The organism is Arthrobacter sp. S39, from assembly GCF_004320525.1.
Taxonomy (GTDB): domain Bacteria; phylum Actinomycetota; class Actinomycetes; order Actinomycetales; family Micrococcaceae; genus Arthrobacter.
The window spans coordinates 221829-239303 of record NZ_SIHX01000004.1; the positions used below are offsets into that span (position 1 = coordinate 221829).

The following is a 17475-nucleotide window of genomic DNA, read 5'->3' on the forward strand; positions in this document are numbered from 1 at the left end:
GACCGCGGAGCCGGGGCACGGTGGCACCCCGGCCGTCAGCCGTGCCGCTTAGGCGACCAGGCTGTGGATCTGTACGCGGTGGAAACGCTCCAGCACATCCTGGGCCGCACGGATCTCCGCGGCCGTGGTTGCGGCATCCCAGCCCAGCGGACCGGCCAGCACATCCGCCATCTCGTGCAGCAGTTCGCCCGTGACCAGGCCGCGGAAGGCCAGGGATGTGCGGCGGATGAGCACGTCCGCGAGGTGGCCCACCTGTTCATTGGCGGCCATAAACTCCAGCTCGCGGACGCTGAGTTCGTGCGTGGAGTGCAGGAGCCGGTCGGGCCCGGCGTCGAGGTAACGCATGACTTCCCCGGCCCGGGTGCCGTAGCGCGTCAGCAGGACCGCGGTCCGGTCCGCGTTGCGGCCGGCGGACATGTGGGCCTTGATCCATTTCTGGACCCCGGCTTCGTCGTCGGGGAAGCCGGCTCCGCCGCCGATGGCGAGCTTCGCCGTCGAAACCTTCCGTTCCATCCCCAGCTCGGCGAGCACGTCGTTGGTCATGTGCTCAGCCAGCGCACGGAACGTCGTCCACTTGCCGCCTACCAGGGAAAGAACGACGGCGCCGGCCTCGGCTTCGCGGCGTTCAATCCGGTAGTCCCGGGAGACAAATCCGGGCTGGGTTGCTTCGTGCCGGGGCAACGGACGGACGCCGGAGAACGTGTAGACGATCTGCCCGCGTTCGACCGGGATGTCCGGGAAGACATGGCCGATGAGGTCAAGGAAATAGTCGATTTCGCCGTCGGTGCACACCGCGTCCTGGCCCATGTCGGCGTCCACGTCGGTGGTTCCCACCAGGACCCTGTCCCCCATCGGGTAGATCAGGACGATCCGGCCGTCGGTGTGTTCGAAGAAGATTTCGCGGCCGCGGCACGCCTCGAGGAGTCCGGGGTGGTCCAGGACGATATGTGAGCCCTTGGTGCCGCCCATAAAGCGGGAGGCGGCGCCCATCGCTTCGTTCGTGAGGTCCACCCAGGCACCGGTGGTGTTCACGATGACGTCGGCGGTGAAGTCAAACACCTCGCCGGTAAGTTCGTCGCGAAGCTGGACGGTGCTGCCCGTGGCCGGGCCGCCGGTTGCCGCCGCCCCGGGTTTCATCGACTGGAGAGAGAGGTAGTTGCTGGCCCGGGCCGTGGCGTTGGTTTGGCCGGCAGTGCCCAGCCCGGCTTTTTCACCGTCCTGGAGCACGTCCAGGGTGAGGCGCTCCGGGTTGTGGACGGACGCGTCGAAGTACGTGGCCGCATATTTGATGCCGGGGTTCAAGTGCGGCAGTTCGGCCAGTGCGCGCTTGCGGCCGCGGAACTGGTGGCGGGGAACGGAGCCGCCATCGCGGGAGAACGAATCGTAGAGGCTGAGGCCAAGCTTGATGAGGAATGCGCCGCGTTCCTTGGGCTTGCCCTGCTGTTTGTGGGTCAGGAAGCGCAGTGGTGCGGAGAGCACGCCGGAGAAGGTGCTGAAGATCGGAATCGTGGTCTGGAGCGGCTTCACGTAGTGGGGTGCGATGCGCAGCAGCCGGTTCCGTTCCACCACTGATTCCCGGACGAGGCGGAACTCGCCATTTTCCAGGTAGCGGATACCGCCGTGGATCATGTGCGACGAGGCGCCGCTGGCTCCCTGGCAGTAGTCGCCGCGCTCCACCAGGGCAACGTCAACTCCCTGCAGGGCAAGGTCGCGGAACGTGCCCACGCCGTTGATGCCGCCGCCGATGATCAGCACCCTGGCCTGCGGCCGCTGCTTCAGTGCCTGCACCGCTGAACGCGGTCCGCTGGCCGGAGAAGGCGCAGCTCCGCTGTGGCCGAAAAAATGCTTGGTTCCCAAAACAACTCCCTTGGGGTTTGGTGTGTGCGGCCGCCGCCCGGCGTCCCGCAGGTCTCCAACTATTGTTTGAAGTAATGGAAAATGGAGTCAACCTATATGCACAAACGTGCAGAACGGATCCTCATGTCACCGACCCGCCACTCCGACGCCCTGCGCGCCGCACAGATGTACTACCTGCAGGACCTCACCATGGACGCCATCGCCCGGGAGCTCCGCACCTCCCGTTCCACGGTGTCCCGGCTCCTGTCATCGGCCAGGGAGTCGGGCCTGGTGCAGATCCAGATCCGGAATCCGCTCGACACCGGCCCTGAACTGGAGAGCCTGATCCGCGACACATACAACGTTGACGCGCACGTTGTCCCGGTCCTGGAAACCCTGAATGAGGCGGAAACGCTGGACCGGGTGGCCATGCAGGCCGCGCGCACCATCGGGCCGCTGGTGGATTCGAACGCCATCATCGGGGTCGCCTGGGGGTCCACGCTGAGCGCGGTCAGCCGGCACCTGACCCGCAAGATCACCCACGACTGCGTCATTGTCCAGCTCAACGGCGCCGGAAACATGCACACCACGGGCATCACCTACGCAAGCGACATCATGCGCCGCTTCGGCAGCGCCTACGGGGCCCGGGTCGAGCAGTTCCCGGTGCCGGCGTTTTTTGACCACGCCGCGACCAAGACAGCCATGTGGAATGAGCGCAGCGTGCAACGGATCCTGGAGCTGCAGTCGCGGATGAGCATCGCGATCTTCGGGGTGGGCTCGGTGGACGCGGACTATCCCAGCCATGTCTACGCCGGCGGCTACCTGGACGAAAGTGACCTGGGGATCCTGGCAGGATCGGACGTTGTGGGCGACGTCGCCACCGTCTTCTTCCGCGGCGACGGGTCCTCTGACGGCATCGTCCTGAACGAACGCTCCACCGGACCTGCGCTCGCGGAACTCAAACAGGTCAGGCGCCGCATCTGCGTGGTGTCCGGGGCGTCCAAGATCAACGGGCTCCGCGGGGCACTGACGGCAGGGCTGGCTACGGACCTGATTCTTGATGAGGCATCCGCACGCCGCCTGGTGGGTTTCGACGGCGCCGCCTGAGGGAGTCTGGGTACAGAATGGGTAGAGTCGTTGCTATGAAAACCTCACCCCGGCTCAGCCTGAACAACGGCGTGCTGATCGACCAGTTGGGATATGGGCTCTACAAGGTTCCGGTGGCGGAGGCGTCCGCCCTGGTCTCCACCGCGCTCGGCGCCGGCTACCGCCATTTCGACACTGCGGCCATGTACGGGAACGAAACCGGTGTGGCCCGCGGAATCAGTTCCCTCTTTGGGTACGACGGCGGAATGGGAACCGGAAGCGGCGGCTCCGGCGAAGCGTCGCCCGGGTTGGCCCGCGGGGACGTCTTCATCACCACCAAGGTCTGGAACGATGACCAGGGCTATGACTCCACGCTTTTGGCGTTCGACAACTCCATGGTTAACCTCGGCCTGGACTACGTGGACATGTACCTGATCCACTGGCCCTGCGCCCGGCGCGGGCTTTTCACGGACACCTACCGGGCCCTGGAAACGCTGTACCGCGAAGGGAGAGTGCGGGCCATCGGCGTCTGCAACTTCCAGCCCACCCACCTGGACCAGTTGCTGCAGACGGCGGAAGTAGTGCCGGCCGTCAACCAGATCGAGCTGCACCCGTGGCTCCAGCAGGCTGAGCTGCGGGAAAAGCACGCTGCGCTGGGAATCCGGACGGAAGCCTGGAGCCCCCTGGGGCGGGGACAGGTCCTGGCGGATCCGGTGGTCCTGGCGTGCGCCGCCGAACACGGCGTGACGGCGGCCCAGGTCATCCTGCGATGGCACATCCAGCTGGGCAACATCGCCATCCCCAAGGCCAGTTCCGAGGCCCGGATCCGGGAGAACCTTGATGTCTTCCGCTTTGAACTTTCGGACCGCGACATGGTTGCGCTCGCCGAACTTGACCGGGGCCACCGCACCGGCTCCCACCCCGACAACGTCAACTAGGATCGCGGCAAATGAAAACAGCTGACCCGCAGCCTCCCGCCACGCCGTCCTACTTCAGCCGGGAACTCGCGGCCCGGACCCGGGCTTCCCGTATCGAGCTCGACGGCGGCACGGTGGCCTACTGGACTTACGAACCGGTCCAGGTGACGCCGGAGACGCGGAACATCCTGGTGATCCACGGCTTCCGCGGCGATCACCACGGACTGCTCAGGGTTGCGGACCAGCTGCCGGGGATGCGGCTCATCATGCCGGACCTCCCCGGCTTCGGCAGCTCCGATGCCTTCGCTTCGGGGCCACATTCCGTGGAGCACTACGGCAGGTTCATCACCGGCTTCATGGCTGCGCTGGGCCTCGGCCCGGACACCGTCCTGCTGGGCCATTCGTTCGGTTCGATCGTTGCCGCGCACTTCGTGGCAGCCCACCCCGGCGCGGTCTCGCCGCTGATCCTCATTAACCCGATCGCCGCACCGGCGCTGGAAGGGCCAAAGGGGATCATGACCAAACTCGCCGTGCTGTACTACCGGCTCGCGGCCCGGCTCCCCCAGGGGCCCGGCCTTGCCCTGCTCCGCAACCCGCTGATCGTCCGCGTCATGAGCGGGGCCATGGCCAAAACTCCGGACAAGGAGCTGCGCCGGTTCATCCACGGCCAGCATCATTCCTATTTCAGCGCCTTCGCCGACCGGGACAGCCTGCTGGAATCGTTCACGGCCTCCGTCAGCGGAAATGTAGCCGAGGTGGCCGGGCAACTGGCCCTGCCGGTCCTGCTCATCGCCGGCGAAAAGGACGAGATCGCGATGCTGCCCGACCAGCACCGCCTCGCCGCCCTGCTGCCGGACGGGACGCTCAAGGTGATCCCCGGCGTCGGGCACCTGATCCATTACGAAACGCCGGCGCCTGCCGCCGGCTTCATCCTCAGCTTCCTTAAGGACCATCCCGCGTGAAAATTGTCGTCGATGCCCGCTTTACCCGGACCGACCACCACGACGGAATCAGCCGCTACGGCGCCAGTCTGATAGCGGCAACAGCAAAAATCGCCGACGTCTCCATGCTCATCAGCGACCCCCGGCAGCTTGCCCTGCTCCCTGACGTGCCCTACACCCTGATCAACAGCCCGCTCTCGCCCATGGAGCTGTTTGTGGCGCGGAAGATCAACCCGCTCGGCGCTGACGTGGTGATCTGCCCCATGCAGACCATGGGAACCTGGGGCCGCAACTACGGACTGGTCCTGACCCTGCACGACCTCATCTACTACGAGCACCCGGCACCTCCCGGCTTCCTTCCCGCACCGGTGCGGGTGCTGTGGCGCCTCTACCACAAGGCCTTCTGGCCGCAGCGGCTCTTGCTCAACCGGGCAGACATCGTGGCCACCATCAGCAGCACCACGGAAGCGCTGATGGCAAAGTACCGGCTCACCAGCCGGCCGGTGCGGATCATCAGCAACGCGCCGCAGCCGGACCAGGAACCGCGCGACGCCGCCGCCGGGGCCGAGCATTCTCTCGTCTACATGGGCTCATTCATGCCCTACAAAAACGTGGAGACCATGGTGGCGGGCATGGCCGAGCTGCCGGACTTCACCCTGCACCTGCTGAGCAGGATCACCCCGCAGCGCCGGGCCGAGCTGGAGATCATGGTTCCCCCTGGCGCGAAGGTGGTGTTCCACAACGGCGTGACCGACGACGAGTACGCCACGTTGCTCCGGCGCGCCACCGCCCTGGTGAGCCTTTCCCGGGCGGAAGGCTACGGGCTGCCGCTCGTGGAGGCCATGGCGCTGGGCACGCCCGTCATCGCCAGCGACATCCCCATCTTCCGCGAAGTGGGCGGCCACGCCGTGTCCTACGTTGACCCCGGCTCTGCCGCGGAGTTCGCCGCTGCCGCGAAGAAACTCCGGGACGACGGGCACTGGCAGGACGTGTCACGCCGTTCCGTGGCGCGCGCCGCGGAATTCAGCTGGGATGAATCAGCCAGGCAGCTGGTTGACGTGGCCCACGACATCGTGGCCATGCGCTCGGGCCGGAAACGTCCGGCACATCCGGCCTAACCGGCCTAGAGGACATCCACGCCGTCCAGGCGGAGCTGTACCGGCTCCTCGCTCCGCTTGGCCGCGGCGGCGGCACGGGCGGCCCGGAGCACCCTGGTCACTGCGGCCGCCTGACCGTAGGGGAAGAACAGCAGCGTGCGGACGTCCTCGCCAACACGCTGGGGGGTGGCTGCGCCGACCAGCAGCACCGGCGCCGGACCCGCCGTCCGCAGGTCCACACCGGCTGCTGTCAGCTGCTTTTCGACACCCTCGGTGAAATGCACGACGGCGGCGCGCGGGCCGGTGACGGAGGCGATCCGGACCGCCGGGGGCAGCTGGAGCTCCACCCGCAGGGCCAGTTCGCGCTGGGCATAGCCGGCGGGATCCCAGCGCAGCAAAGCGCCGACCGCCGCAGTATCGGCTGCCGTGATCACCACGAGGCCGCCTTCGGTGGCCGGCCGCACCAGGGCGGCGGCATTGAACCAGCGCCGGACGGTGTCCTCCCCCGCACGGAGGTTTTCGCGCCGGAGCAGCGAGTCGCCGTCGAGCAGCAGCGCCGCGGCGTACCCGCCGTCGGCCACTGGCTCGGCACCCACGGTGGCAACCACCAGCGCCTTCGCGCTGCCGACGTCGGTTTTGACGTGGTCCCCGGAGGAGGTGACCACCGCCTTGCCGGGGAACGCCCGGCCCAGCTCCTCGGCCGTCCGCATGACCCCCGTTGCACCCTTCCGGAGCCGGCGGCCGCCGCAGTGGCTGCACTCCCAGTCCGGGGCCGGTGTGGAGCACCAGCGGCATTGGGGAAGGGCGGCGCTGCCGCTGGCACCGGCGACAGCCAGCGGCCCCTGGCAGGATCCGCAACGTGCCGGCTCGCGGCAGGTCTCGCAGACCAGCGACGGCGCGTAGCCGGCGCGGGCCACCTGGACCAGGACCGGTCCGCGTTCCAGGCCTTCCTTGGCGGCGCGCCAGGCAGCGCCGGGCAGCCGCGCGATCCGGGCCAGCGGGTCCCGTTCCTGTTCAAAGCTGTCCGCGGTGTTCAGCACCCTCGGCACGGTGGCACGCAGGGCAGGGCGTTCGGCGTCGATGGGCGTAGCCCAGCCGGTTTCCACCAGACGCTGCAGTTCGGTGCTGCGGGTGTGGCCGGCCATCAGGCAGGCTGCGCCCTCCTGGCCGGCGCGGAGCAGCAGCACGTCGCGGGCATGGGCGTACGGGGCCCGCTGCTCGATATGGAGATCGTTGCCGTCGTCCCAGCAGGCCACGAGGCCCAGATCCCGGACCGGAGCGAACGCTGCCGATCTTGTGCCGATGGCCACCCGGGCCGAGCCGTCGAGGACGCGCAGGAAGTTCCGGTACCGCGGAGTGGGGCCGTCATCGGCGGTCAGCCGGGCGATGTCGCTGGCGGGCAGGACCTCTTCCAGCGCTTTTTCCAACCGGTCCACGTCGCGGTAGTCGGGAACCACCACCAGGGCGCCACGGCCGGAGGCACGGACGGCAGCAACCGCCTGGGCGACCAGCCGGGGCCAGGCCGCCGGACCGAAGCCCTGGAGCGGGCTGAACACCGCACGCGGGGAACCGCCCTCCCCCAGGTGCCGGATAAACGCCTGGCCGTTGCGGTAGGCATCCCACCCGCCGGACGGAGTGGACCCGGCCGGGTTGTCGGCCTGGGTGTCCGCGGCAGGGTCCGGAGCAGACCGGGCCAGGAACTCCTTCTCCAGCCTGGCAACGCGGGGCGGAACCGCGGCGCGGAGCACATCGCTGATGGTTCCGGCATAGCGGGCGGCAACGGCGGAGGCCAGGTCCCGGACGGCCGGGGTGAGGACGGGCAGCGGCGAGATCACTTTGTGCAGCGGGACCAGGGTATGGCCGGCGTCGGATTCGGCGGCGCGTTCCATGATGAAGCCGGCCAGTTCCTGGCCGTTGAACTTGATTTTGACCCGCACGCCGGCCTGGGCGGCGGCGTCGAGGTCGGCAGGCACACTGTAGTCAAACGGGCGGTCCAGGTGCGGCAGCGGCGATTCGACGAGCACCCTGGCCACCGGGAGGTGCGTTGCAAGCGGGGGGCCGGCCTGTGGCTTGCGCGCCGGGAATCCCTGGAGCAGGGACAGCTGCACGGCACCGGGGAGGCCAGGCTCTGCCTGGACAGTCTCATCTTTTGCCATGGCGGCTACCCCCTTTCGAACCAGCAAACCACCTGGCCCCGACATTTTCAGCCGGGGCCAGGTGGCTGGACTGGACGTTAGCGAAGGCTAGGCGTTGAAGAAAGCCTTGAGGTCGTCCACGCGGTCCAGGCGCTCCCAGGTGAAGTCGGGATCGTCACGGCCGAAGTGCCCGTGCGCCGCCGTCTTGGCGTAGATGGGGCGCTTGAGGTCCAGGGCATCGATGATGGCCCGCGGGCGGAGGTCGAAGATCTCCGCGATGGCGGCGCTGATCCGTGCCGGGTCCACCGTTTCCGTGCCGAAGGTCTCCACGTAGGTGCCCACGGGGCGTGCCTGGCCGATGGCGTAGGCAATCTGGATTTCGGCGCGCTTGGCCAGGCCTGCGGCCACCACATTCTTGGCTACCCAGCGCATGGCGTAGGCTGCCGAGCGGTCCACCTTGGACGGGTCCTTGCCGGAGAAGGCGCCGCCGCCGTGGCGGGCCATGCCGCCGTAGGTGTCAACGATGATCTTGCGTCCGGTCAGGCCAGCGTCGCCGACCGGGCCGCCGATGACGAACTCCCCGGCGGGGTTCAGGATGTTGGCGGTCCGGGAGATGTCCAGGTTCGCCGCGGCCAGCACCGGGTTGATCACGAAGGAGGCGAGGTCGGCGCGGAGCCGGTCCAGGCTGGTTCCTTCGGCGTGCTGGCTGGAGATGACCACGGTTTCCACGGAAACCGGCACGTCCTTGTCGTAGCCGATGGTGACCTGGGTCTTGCCGTCGGGACGGAGGTAGGACAGTTCGCCGGACTTGCGCACTTCGGTGAGGCGCTCGGACAGGCGGTGCGCGAGCCAGATCGGCGTCGGCATGTAGGACGGGGTCTCGTCGCTCGCGTACCCGAACATCAGGCCCTGGTCACCGGCACCTTGGAGATCGTAGTCGTCCTCCTGGCGGCCTTCGCGGGCTTCCAGCGAGTTGAACACGCCGCCGGCGATGTCGTTGGACTGCTGCCCGATGGAGACGGACACGCCGCAGCGGGCGCCGTCGAATCCGTTGGCGGACGAGTCGTAGCCGATGCCCAGGATGGTCTCGCGGACGATCTGCGGGATCTCAACGTAGGCGTCCGTGGTGACCTCGCCGGCCACGTGGACCAGGCCTGTGGTGGCCATGGTCTCAACGGCGACGCGGGACTCCGGGTCCGCGGCCAGCAGCGCATCGAGGATGGCGTCGCTGATCTGGTCGCAGATCTTGTCCGGGTGGCCTTCAGTCACGGACTCCGAGGTGAAGAGCCGGAGGGCGGAGGGCGTGGCCCCGTGGGTGTGGGGAATGTGCAGCGGTAAAGTCACTCAACTACCTTACTGGTTGGGGATCGGACGTCCGGCAGCGTGTGTCCCCGTACTAAGGAAACCCTCGCTTGGCCTGCCGTCAGGCGCGGGGCGAAACGTGGTTCAGCTCATAGCCGATCCGGTTAATGACGGCGGCCGATACTTCGGTCTTGGTTCCGGATGCCTCTTGGGGTTCGGAGCCGGAGCGCGACAGGATGACTACGGCGTTGGTGTCCTGGCCAAAGACTTTGTCCGTGCCCACATGGTTGACCACCAGCAGGTCGCAGCCCTTGCGCCTGAGCTTGGCTTCGGCGTACGCCAGGACGTCGCCTTCGCCGTCACCGGTCTCCGCGGCGAAACCGACAATGAGCTGGCTGCGGCGGAGCTGGTTTGCGGCGGCATCCCGCAGTTCCACCAGTTCGTGCAGGATGTCCGGATTCCGGACCAGGGAGATGACGGGGTCGGCGGCGTCGTCGCGCTTCTTGATTTTTGTGCCGGAAATCTCAGCGGGACGGAAGTCGGCCACGGCCGCGGCCATGATGACGACGTCGGAATCGGCTGCCGCCGCCAGCGCGGCTTCCCGCAGCTGCAGGGCAGTCTCCACCGCCACCACCTCGACACCGGCAGGCGCGGGTACTTCCATGTGCGCGGCCAGGAGCCGGACGGTGGCTCCCGCGTTGCGGGCGGCAACGGCCAGGGCGACGCCCTGCTTGCCGGATGAGCGGTTGCCCAGGAACCGCACCGGGTCCAAAGGTTCCCGGGTCCCGCCGGCACTGATGGTGACCGTCTTTCCCGCGAGCGGGAGCTGATAGTCGGAGCTGCCCTGGGTCAGTGCGATGGCGGCGTCGAAGATGGCTTCCGGCTCGGGCAGGCGCCCGGGTCCGGAGTCGGAGCCGGTGAGCCGTCCGCTGGCGGGTTCCAGGACGGCAACTCCCCGGCCCCGCAGGGTTTCAACATTGGCGCGGGTGGCAGCGTGCTGCCACATCTCCGTGTGCATGGCAGGCGCAAACAGCACCGGCCCGCTGGCCATCAGCAGGGTGTTCGTCAGGAGGTCGTTGGCCTGTCCGGTCGCGGCACGGGCCAGCAGGTCCGCGGTGGCAGGTGCCACCACGATCAGGTCTGCTTCATGGCCGAGGCGGACATGGTTGACCTGGTGGACGTCGTCGAAAACGCTGTTGCTGACGGGATGCCCGGACAGGGCCTCCCAGGTTGCAACTCCAACAAAGCGGGTAGCCGCCTCGGTGGGGATGACCGTGACGTCATGGCCGGCTTCAGTAAAAAGCCGGAGGAGCGATGCCACCTTGTAGGCGGCAATCCCTCCCCCGACTCCGAGGACTATGCGCACGTGACCTCCGTCAACAGGCAGTCTGCAGAACTTACTCTGCCGCTTCGATCGGCGTGGAAACGAGCTTGCCTTCGTTGATCTCGCGCAGGGCGATGGAAAGCGACTTCTCGTTCAGCTTGGTGTCGACCAGCGGGCCGACGTACTCGAACAGGCCCTCGTGCAGCTGGGCGTAGTAAGCGTTGATCTGACGTGCACGCTTGGCACCGAAGATCACCAGGCCGTACTTGGAATCAGCTGCCTCAAGCAGTGAGTCGATCGGCGGGTTGATGATGCCTTCAAGGTTCGTGGACACGAATTCTCCAAATTCTAACGGGCCGACTGCTACCGGCAACTAGTGCGGGTGCGGTGTCAGCCCCATGAGTGAAACTAGCTCGTCCGCTGCCCGGCGAACGTCATCATTGATGACGGTGTGGTCAAACTCCGGTTCAGCGGCAAGTTCTAGTTTAGCGGTTTCCAGCCTCTGCTGCTGTTCCTGGGCAGTTTCGGTGCCGCGGCCTACCAGCCGGCGCACCATTTCGTCCCAGCTCGGCGGCGCAAGGAAGACAAACTGCGCGTCCGGGACGGCCGCCTTGACCTGCCGGGCACCCTGCAGGTCAATCTCGAGCAGGACTGACTTGCCGTCGGCGATGGCCTGGTTCACGGTGCTCTTCAGGGTGCCGTAGGTGTTCTGGCCGTGGACTACTGCCCACTCCAGGAACTCGCCGGCTGCCACGAGCGACTCGAAATCTTCCCTGGACTTGAAGAAGTAGTGGACGCCGTCCTCCTCACCGGGCCGCGGGGCGCGGGTGGTGGCCGAAACGGAAAGCCAGACTTCGGGGTAGTTGTCCCGGATGTAGGTGGACACGGTGCCTTTGCCAACAGCCGTCGGACCTGCGAGGACTGTCAGTCCCGGTTTCTTGCTCACGTATTCCTTTACGGCTTCGGTTCGGATGGGGCGAACCGTGGCACGCCCTACTTCTCGTCTATAAAATCTACCAGCGCCTGGCGCTGGTGAATGCCCAGCCCCCGGACCCGGCGGGAAGCAGCGATTCCCAGCTGCTCCATAATGGCAGCAGCCCGGACCTTGCCGATGCCGGGAAGCGCTTCAAGAAGCTCTGCCACGCGCATCCGGGCCAGGGCGTCGTCCGCGGCCGCCGACCTGATGATGTCGGCGGCCGACGTCTGGCCGTTTTTGAGCCGCTCTTTTGCCGCTGCCCTGGCAGCCCTGGCAGCAGCTGCCTTCTGCAGCGCGTCTGCGCGTTCCGACGCGGATAGCGGTCGCAGGCTCATGGTGGACACCCCCGGTTTGGTCGGATGCATCCAAGGCGGCCGCCATTGGACTTGTCCTGAAACCTACCCTTTGGTGCCCCGCGAATCAATGGACCCGCGCTAGGCCAGGTCAGGCTTCGCGAAGCCCGTCCAGCGTCCGCAGGGCGGCGTCCTGCAGTCCCTGGATGCCGGGGCCGGCAGCTAGGATGTCGCGGCTTGACGTTCCCAGCACCTGCGGGTACGCCGGACCGAACGTCCGGCGCAGGTCAGCCGGGGTGGCGCCCTGCGCCCCCAGCCCCGGGGCAAGGATGGGGCCGCGGACTGCCTGCAGGTCCAGCTGCAGGTCAGTCAGCGCCGAACCCACGGTGGCGCCGACCACAAGTCCGACGGACCCCAGCGGTCCCTCGTAGCGGCGGTTCTCCGCAGCTGCGGCTTCCGTGATCCGCCGTGCCACGGAGTCGGCCCCGCCGATGTGCTGGACGGATGCCCCCTCCGGGTTGGACGTCAGGGCCAGGACAAACACACCGCGGCCGTATTCAGCCGCGAGGTCCAGGGCCGGGCGGAGCGACTCAAACCCGAGGTACGGGCTGAGCGTCACGGAGTCGGCAGCCAGCGCCGACCCGTCCCGCAGCCAGGCGTCCGCGTACGCGGCCATGGTGGATCCGATGTCGCCGCGCTTGGCGTCCGCGATGGTCAGCACGGCCTCGTCCCGGGCGGCAGCCAGGAGTTCCTCAAGGACCGCCATGCCGGCCGAGCCGTGGCGCTCGTAAAGGGCCACCTGCGGCTTGACCGCGGCAGCGAGCGAACCGACCGCCTCCAGGACCGTCAGCGAGAAACGCCTGAGGCCGTCGGCGTCGTCGTCCAGTCCCCAGCTCTTCAGCAGCGCCGGGTGCGGGTCAATGCCCACGCACAGCGGTCCGCGGGCGGCCATGGCCGTCCCCAGCCGGGAGCCAAAGGACTCCCGGCTGGGGGCGGGCAGTTCGGAGCCGGCGTCAGGCATTCTGGCGCGCAGCTTCCTGCGATGCTGCCAGGGCTGCGGCGTGTTCCTGCAGGCTGGTGACGGACCACTCGTACGTGCGCATGGCCTCGATCGCCTGCACGGCGGCGTTGAATTCAGCCACCGTGGTGATGCAGGGAATGCCGATGGACGTGGCCGCCGCGCGCAGTTCGTAGCCGTCGCTGCGGGCTTCGCCGCCGGAGGGGGTGTTGAACACCATGTCGATGTCGCCGGCGATGACGAGGTCCGCGATGGTGCCTTCGCCTTCGGCGCTGCTGCCTTCGGCGACCTTGCGCACCGGGGTGGCCTGGATGCCGTTGCGGCGCAGGACATCAGCTGTGCCGCCGGTGGAGACAATCTCGAAGCCGAGGTCGGAAAGCCGCTTGACGCCCATGATGACCGAGCGCTTATCCCGGTTGGCCACGGAGACAAAGATCTTGCCTTGGGTGGGCAGCGCGTTGTTGGCGGCGGCCTGGCTCTTGGCGAACGCGGTGTCGAAGTGCTTGTCGATGCCCATCACTTCACCGGTTGAACGCATTTCCGGGCCGAGCAGGGAGTCCACGACCTTGCCCTCAGGGGTACGGAACCGGCTGAACGGCAGCACGGCTTCCTTGACGGACACCGGGGCGTCCAGCGGCAGCGTGGAACCGTCGCCGGTTTCCGGCAGCATCTTGTAGGCGCTGCGGAGCTGGTTGATGGTGACGCCTGTGCCGATCAGGGCGGCGGCCTTGGCCATCTGGACGCCGGTGGCCTTGGACACGAACGGCACGGTGCGGGAGGCCCGCGGGTTCGCTTCCAGGACGTACAGGACGTCGGAGGCGAGGGCGAACTGGATGTTGATCAGGCCCCGCACCCCCACGCCTTCGGCGATGGCACGGGTAGCGGTGCGGACACGTTCCAGGACGTTGTTGCCCAGGGTGATCGGCGGCAGGACGCAGGCGGAGTCGCCGGAGTGGATCCCGGCTTCCTCGATGTGCTCCATGATGCCGCCCAGGTACATGTCGGTGCCGTCGAACAGTGCGTCGACGTCGATTTCGACGGCGTCTTCCAGGAACCTGTCGATCAGGACCGGGTGGTCCGGGGTGATCTCGGTGGCGTTGGCGATGTAGCGGGAGAGGTTGGCCTCGTCGTAGACGATCTCCATGCCGCGGCCGCCGAGCACGTAGGACGGGCGGACCAGGACGGGGTAGCCGATCTCGTCGGCGATCTTCTTGGCGTCCTCGAAGGACACGGCGGTGCCGTTCTTCGGGGAGATCAGTCCGGCGTTGTCCAGGACGCGGGAGAATTCGCCGCGGTGCTCGGCGAGGTCGATCGCTTCCGGGGAGGTGCCCAGGATGGGTACGCCGGCGTCGGCCAGCTGCTGCGCGAGCTTCAGCGGGGTCTGGCCGCCGAGCTGCACAAAGACGCCCATGACGCCGCCGGTGCGCTCTTCAGCCGCGATGACCTCGAGGACGTCCTCAAGGGTCAGCGGCTCGAAGTACAGGCGGGTGGAGACGTCGTAGTCGGTGGAGACGGTCTCCGGGTTGCAGTTGACCATCACGGTCTCGTACCCGGCCTTGCGCAGGGCCATGGAGGCGTGGACGCAGGAGTAGTCGAACTCGATGCCCTGGCCGATGCGGTTCGGGCCGGAGCCGAGGATCAGGATGGACGGTTTGGAGTGCAGCGCCACCTCGTCCTCCTCGTCATAGGACGAGTAGTGGTACGGGGTGTAGGCGGCGAACTCGGCGGCGCAGGTATCCACGGTCTTGTAGACCGGACGGATGCCCAGGGCCTGGCGGACACCGCGGACCACTGCCTCGGAGTTGTGCGTGAGGGCGCCGATCTGCTCGTCGGAGAAGCCGTGGCGCTTGGCGCGCTGGAGCATCTCCACGGTCAGGGCACCGGCCTGGCGGATCTCGCGGGAGATCTCGTTCAGCAGCTGGAGCTGGTCCAGGAACCACGGATCGATCTTGGTGGCCGCGTAGAGCTCTTCGACGGTGGCGCCGCCGAGCATGGCCCGCTGGACCTGGTGCAGGCGCTCTGTGGTGGGGCGCTTGGCCTTTTCGATGAGTTCCGGGACTTCCCATTCCGGGACGGAGCTGAAGTCCAGCTGCGAGCCCTTCTGTTCCAGGGAGCGGAGTGCCTTCTGCAGCGCCTCGGTGAAGTTGCGGCCCATGGCCATGGCTTCGCCCACGGACTTCATGGTGGTGGTCAGGGTGTCATCGGCGGCAGGGAACTTCTCGAACGCGAAGCGGGGGACCTTCACAACGACGTAGTCCAGGGTGGGTTCGAACGACGCCGGGGTCTTCTGCGTGATGTCGTTCGGGATCTCGTCCAGGGTGTAGCCGAGGGAGAGCTTGGTGGCGATCTTGGCGATGGCGAACCCGGTGGCCTTCGAGGCCAGGGCGGAGGAGCGGGACACGCGCGGGTTCATCTCGATGACCACCACGCGTCCGGTGTCCGGTTCGATGGCGAACTGGATGTTGCAGCCGCCGGTGTCGACGCCCACTTCGCGGATGACGGCGATGGAGATGTCGCGCAGCCGCTGGTATTCGCGGTCGGTCAGTGTCAGGGCCGGGGCAACGGTGATGGAGTCGCCGGTGTGGACGCCTACGGGGTCGAAGTTTTCGATGGAGCAGACAACAACGACGTTGTCGTTCTTGTCCCGCATCATCTCAAGCTCGTATTCCTTCCAGCCGAGGATGCTCTCTTCGAGCAGCACCTCACTGGTGGGGCTGTACTGCAGGCCCTGGCCCACGATGCGGCGGAGGTCGTCCTCGGTGTACGCCAGGCCGGAGCCGAGCCCGCCCATGGTGAAGGACGGCCGGACCACCATCGGGTAGCCCAGGTCTTCGGCTGCCGTGAGGGCCTCGTCCATGGTGTGGATGATGTGGCTGCGGGCGGATTCGGCGCCGCAGCGTTCCACCACGCCCTTGAACTTTTCGCGGTCCTCGCCGAGCTCGATGGCCGCTATGTTCGCGCCGATGAGCTCCACGTTGTACTTCTCCAGCACACCGTTCTTGTCCAGCGCGATGGCGGTGTTCAGTGCGGTCTGGCCGCCCAGGGTGGGCAGGACGGCGTCCGGGCGTTCCTTGGCGATGATCTTCTCCACCACCTCGGGGGTGATGGGCTCGATGTAGGTGGCGTCGGCGAACTCGGGGTCCGTCATGATGGTGGCCGGGTTGGAGTTCACCAGGATGACGCGGAGGCCCTCCTCCTTGAGGACACGCAGTGCCTGGGTGCCGGAGTAGTCGAATTCGGCAGCCTGGCCGATGACGATCGGGCCGGAACCGATGACCAGGACGCTCTTAAGGTCAGTTCTCTTGGGCATTACTTCTTGTCCTCAGTCTTGGAGTCGGTGGTGTTCTTCGCGCCGTCTGCGGCTGATTTGGTGTCCGCCATCAGGTCGATGAAACGGTCGAACAGGTAGGCGGCGTCGTGCGGGCCTGCCGCCGCTTCGGGGTGGTACTGGACCGAGAACGCGGGGATGTCCAGGCACGCGAGGCCCTCCACGACGTCGTCGTTGAGGCTGATGTGGCTGACCTCAACGCGGCCGTAGCGTTCCTCAGGGGCCTGGGTGGCGCCGTCGAGCGGTGCGTCCACGGCGAAACCGTGGTTCTGCGAGGTGATCTCCACCTTGCCCGTGCGGCGGTCCATCACGGGCTGGTTGATGCCGCGGTGGCCGTAGCGCAGCTTGTAGGTGCCGAACCCGAGGGCGCGGCCCAGGATCTGGTTGCCGAAGCAGATGCCGAAGTACGGCAGCTTCTCGTCCAGGACGGAGCGCAGCAGCTTGACCTGGGCGTCGGCGGTGGCGGGGTCGCCGGGGCCGTTGGACATAAAGAAACCGTCCGGGCTGACGGCCTTGACGTCCTCGAGGGTGGACGTTGCCGGCAGGACATGGACCCGGACGCCGCGCTCGGCGAAGCGGACGGGGGTCATGGCCTTGATGCCGAGGTCGATGGCGGCAATGCTGAAGCGCGGCTCGCCGTCCCAGCCGTGGTCATTCGGTTCCACCACGTAGGCCTCATCGACGCTGACTTCCTCAGCCAGCCGCGCGCCTTCCATCGGGGCGCTGGCCAGGACCGAGTCCAGGAGTTCCTTGTCCGTGGCCTGGGCGGCGTCGCCGGAGAAGATGCCGGCGCGCATGGTCTTGTGTTCGCGCAGGTGCCGGGTGATGGCGCGGGTGTCCACGCCCTGGATGCCCACGATGCCCTGCGCGACGAGTTCGTCGTCCAGGCTTCGTTCGGAGCGCCAGTTCGAGGGGCGGCGGGCGGCGTCGCGGACGATGTAGCCGGCCACCCAGATGCGGCGGGATTCAGCGTCTTCGCTGTTGACGCCGGTGTTGCCGATGTGCGGTGCGGTCTGCACCACCAGCTGGCGGGCGTAGGAGGGATCCGTGATGGTTTCCTGGTAGCCGGTCATTCCGGTGGCGAAGACTGCCTCGCCCAGGGCAGTGCCGGTGGCGCCGTAGCTGGTGCCGCGGAAGATGCGGCCATCTTCAAGGACCAGAGCGGCGGGGGTGGAAATCGCTGCTGCAGTGGCATCCACTGCGTCTGCTGTCACTTCTGTTT

Annotated in this window: 14 protein-coding genes; 4 read left to right on the top strand and 10 right to left on the bottom strand. The window is 67.3% G+C overall.

What is annotated here, in order from left to right; genetic code table 11:
• Window positions 1–48 precede the first annotated feature (48 nt).
• Window positions 49–1788 (bottom strand): glycerol-3-phosphate dehydrogenase/oxidase, encoded by a 1740-nt coding sequence (locus tag EYS21_RS10085; protein WP_242633380.1) that lies wholly within the window; start codon window positions 1786–1788, stop codon window positions 49–51.
• 192 nt (window positions 1789–1980) lie between these two features.
• On the opposite strand from EYS21_RS10085, the gene EYS21_RS10090 reads away from it, so the two are divergent.
• Genes EYS21_RS10090 through EYS21_RS10105 form a run of 4 tightly spaced genes read left to right on the top strand, consistent with a single transcriptional unit; the run spans window position 1981 to window position 5898 of the window.
• On the top strand, window positions 1981–2943 hold the full coding sequence (locus tag EYS21_RS10090; protein ID WP_131133270.1) for a sugar-binding domain-containing protein: 963 nt from the start codon (window positions 1981–1983) through the stop codon (window positions 2941–2943).
• Window positions 2944–2978: 35 nt separating this feature from the next.
• Entirely contained in the window at window positions 2979–3860 is an 882-nt protein-coding gene (locus EYS21_RS10095; protein WP_131133071.1) for an aldo/keto reductase, read from the top strand.
• Window positions 3861–3871: 11 nt separating this feature from the next.
• The gene (locus EYS21_RS10100; protein ID WP_131133072.1) at window positions 3872–4801 is read left to right on the top strand and encodes an alpha/beta hydrolase; all 930 of its coding nucleotides are present in this window, start codon (window positions 3872–3874) and stop codon (window positions 4799–4801) included.
• Entirely contained in the window at window positions 4798–5898 is a 1101-nt protein-coding gene (locus tag EYS21_RS10105) for a glycosyltransferase family 1 protein (RefSeq protein WP_131133073.1), read from the top strand. Before EYS21_RS10100 ends, EYS21_RS10105 begins: the two co-directional genes overlap by 4 nt.
• 5 nt (window positions 5899–5903) lie before the next feature.
• Here the strand turns inward: EYS21_RS10105 and EYS21_RS10110 are convergent, their stop codons facing one another.
• The 9 genes from EYS21_RS10110 to carA all read right to left on the bottom strand — a co-directional run bounded on the left by EYS21_RS10110 (window position 5904) and on the right by carA (window position 17452).
• Window positions 5904–8033 carry a primosomal protein N' gene (locus tag EYS21_RS10110; RefSeq protein WP_131133074.1) on the bottom strand — a complete coding sequence of 710 codons (2130 nt, stop codon included), beginning with the start codon at window positions 8031–8033 and terminating at the stop codon, window positions 5904–5906.
• Between the two features lie 87 nt (window positions 8034–8120).
• Complete coding sequence (gene metK, locus EYS21_RS10115; protein ID WP_131133075.1) at window positions 8121–9356, bottom strand: methionine adenosyltransferase; 1236 nt, start codon at window positions 9354–9356, stop codon at window positions 8121–8123.
• Between the two features lie 79 nt (window positions 9357–9435).
• Window positions 9436–10680, bottom strand: a complete 1245-nt coding sequence (gene coaBC, locus EYS21_RS10120) for a bifunctional phosphopantothenoylcysteine decarboxylase/phosphopantothenate--cysteine ligase CoaBC (RefSeq protein ID WP_131133076.1) — start codon at window positions 10678–10680, stop codon at window positions 9436–9438.
• Between the two features lie 31 nt (window positions 10681–10711).
• Window positions 10712–10972 carry a DNA-directed RNA polymerase subunit omega gene (gene rpoZ / locus EYS21_RS10125; RefSeq protein WP_003800778.1) on the bottom strand — a complete coding sequence of 87 codons (261 nt, stop codon included), beginning with the start codon at window positions 10970–10972 and terminating at the stop codon, window positions 10712–10714.
• Window positions 10973–11011: 39 nt separating this feature from the next.
• Window positions 11012–11584, bottom strand: a complete 573-nt coding sequence (gmk, locus tag EYS21_RS10130; protein WP_131133077.1) for a guanylate kinase — start codon at window positions 11582–11584, stop codon at window positions 11012–11014.
• A 47-nt stretch (window positions 11585–11631) separates the two neighbouring features.
• Window positions 11632–11949 (bottom strand): integration host factor, actinobacterial type, encoded by a 318-nt coding sequence (mihF, locus tag EYS21_RS10135; RefSeq protein ID WP_207307737.1) that lies wholly within the window; start codon window positions 11947–11949, stop codon window positions 11632–11634.
• 109 nt (window positions 11950–12058) lie between these two features.
• Entirely contained in the window at window positions 12059–12928 is an 870-nt protein-coding gene (gene pyrF, locus EYS21_RS10140; protein ID WP_131133078.1) for an orotidine-5'-phosphate decarboxylase, read from the bottom strand.
• Entirely contained in the window at window positions 12921–16235 is a 3315-nt protein-coding gene (gene carB / locus EYS21_RS10145) for a carbamoyl-phosphate synthase large subunit (protein ID WP_131133079.1), read from the bottom strand. The genes pyrF and carB overlap by 8 nt, the downstream gene beginning before the upstream one ends.
• Window positions 16235–17452: a glutamine-hydrolyzing carbamoyl-phosphate synthase small subunit gene (gene carA / locus EYS21_RS10150; RefSeq protein WP_207307748.1), complete on the bottom strand. Its 1218-nt coding sequence runs from the start codon at window positions 17450–17452 to the stop codon at window positions 16235–16237. Before carA ends, carB begins: the two co-directional genes overlap by 1 nt.
• Window positions 17453–17475 lie beyond the last annotated feature (23 nt).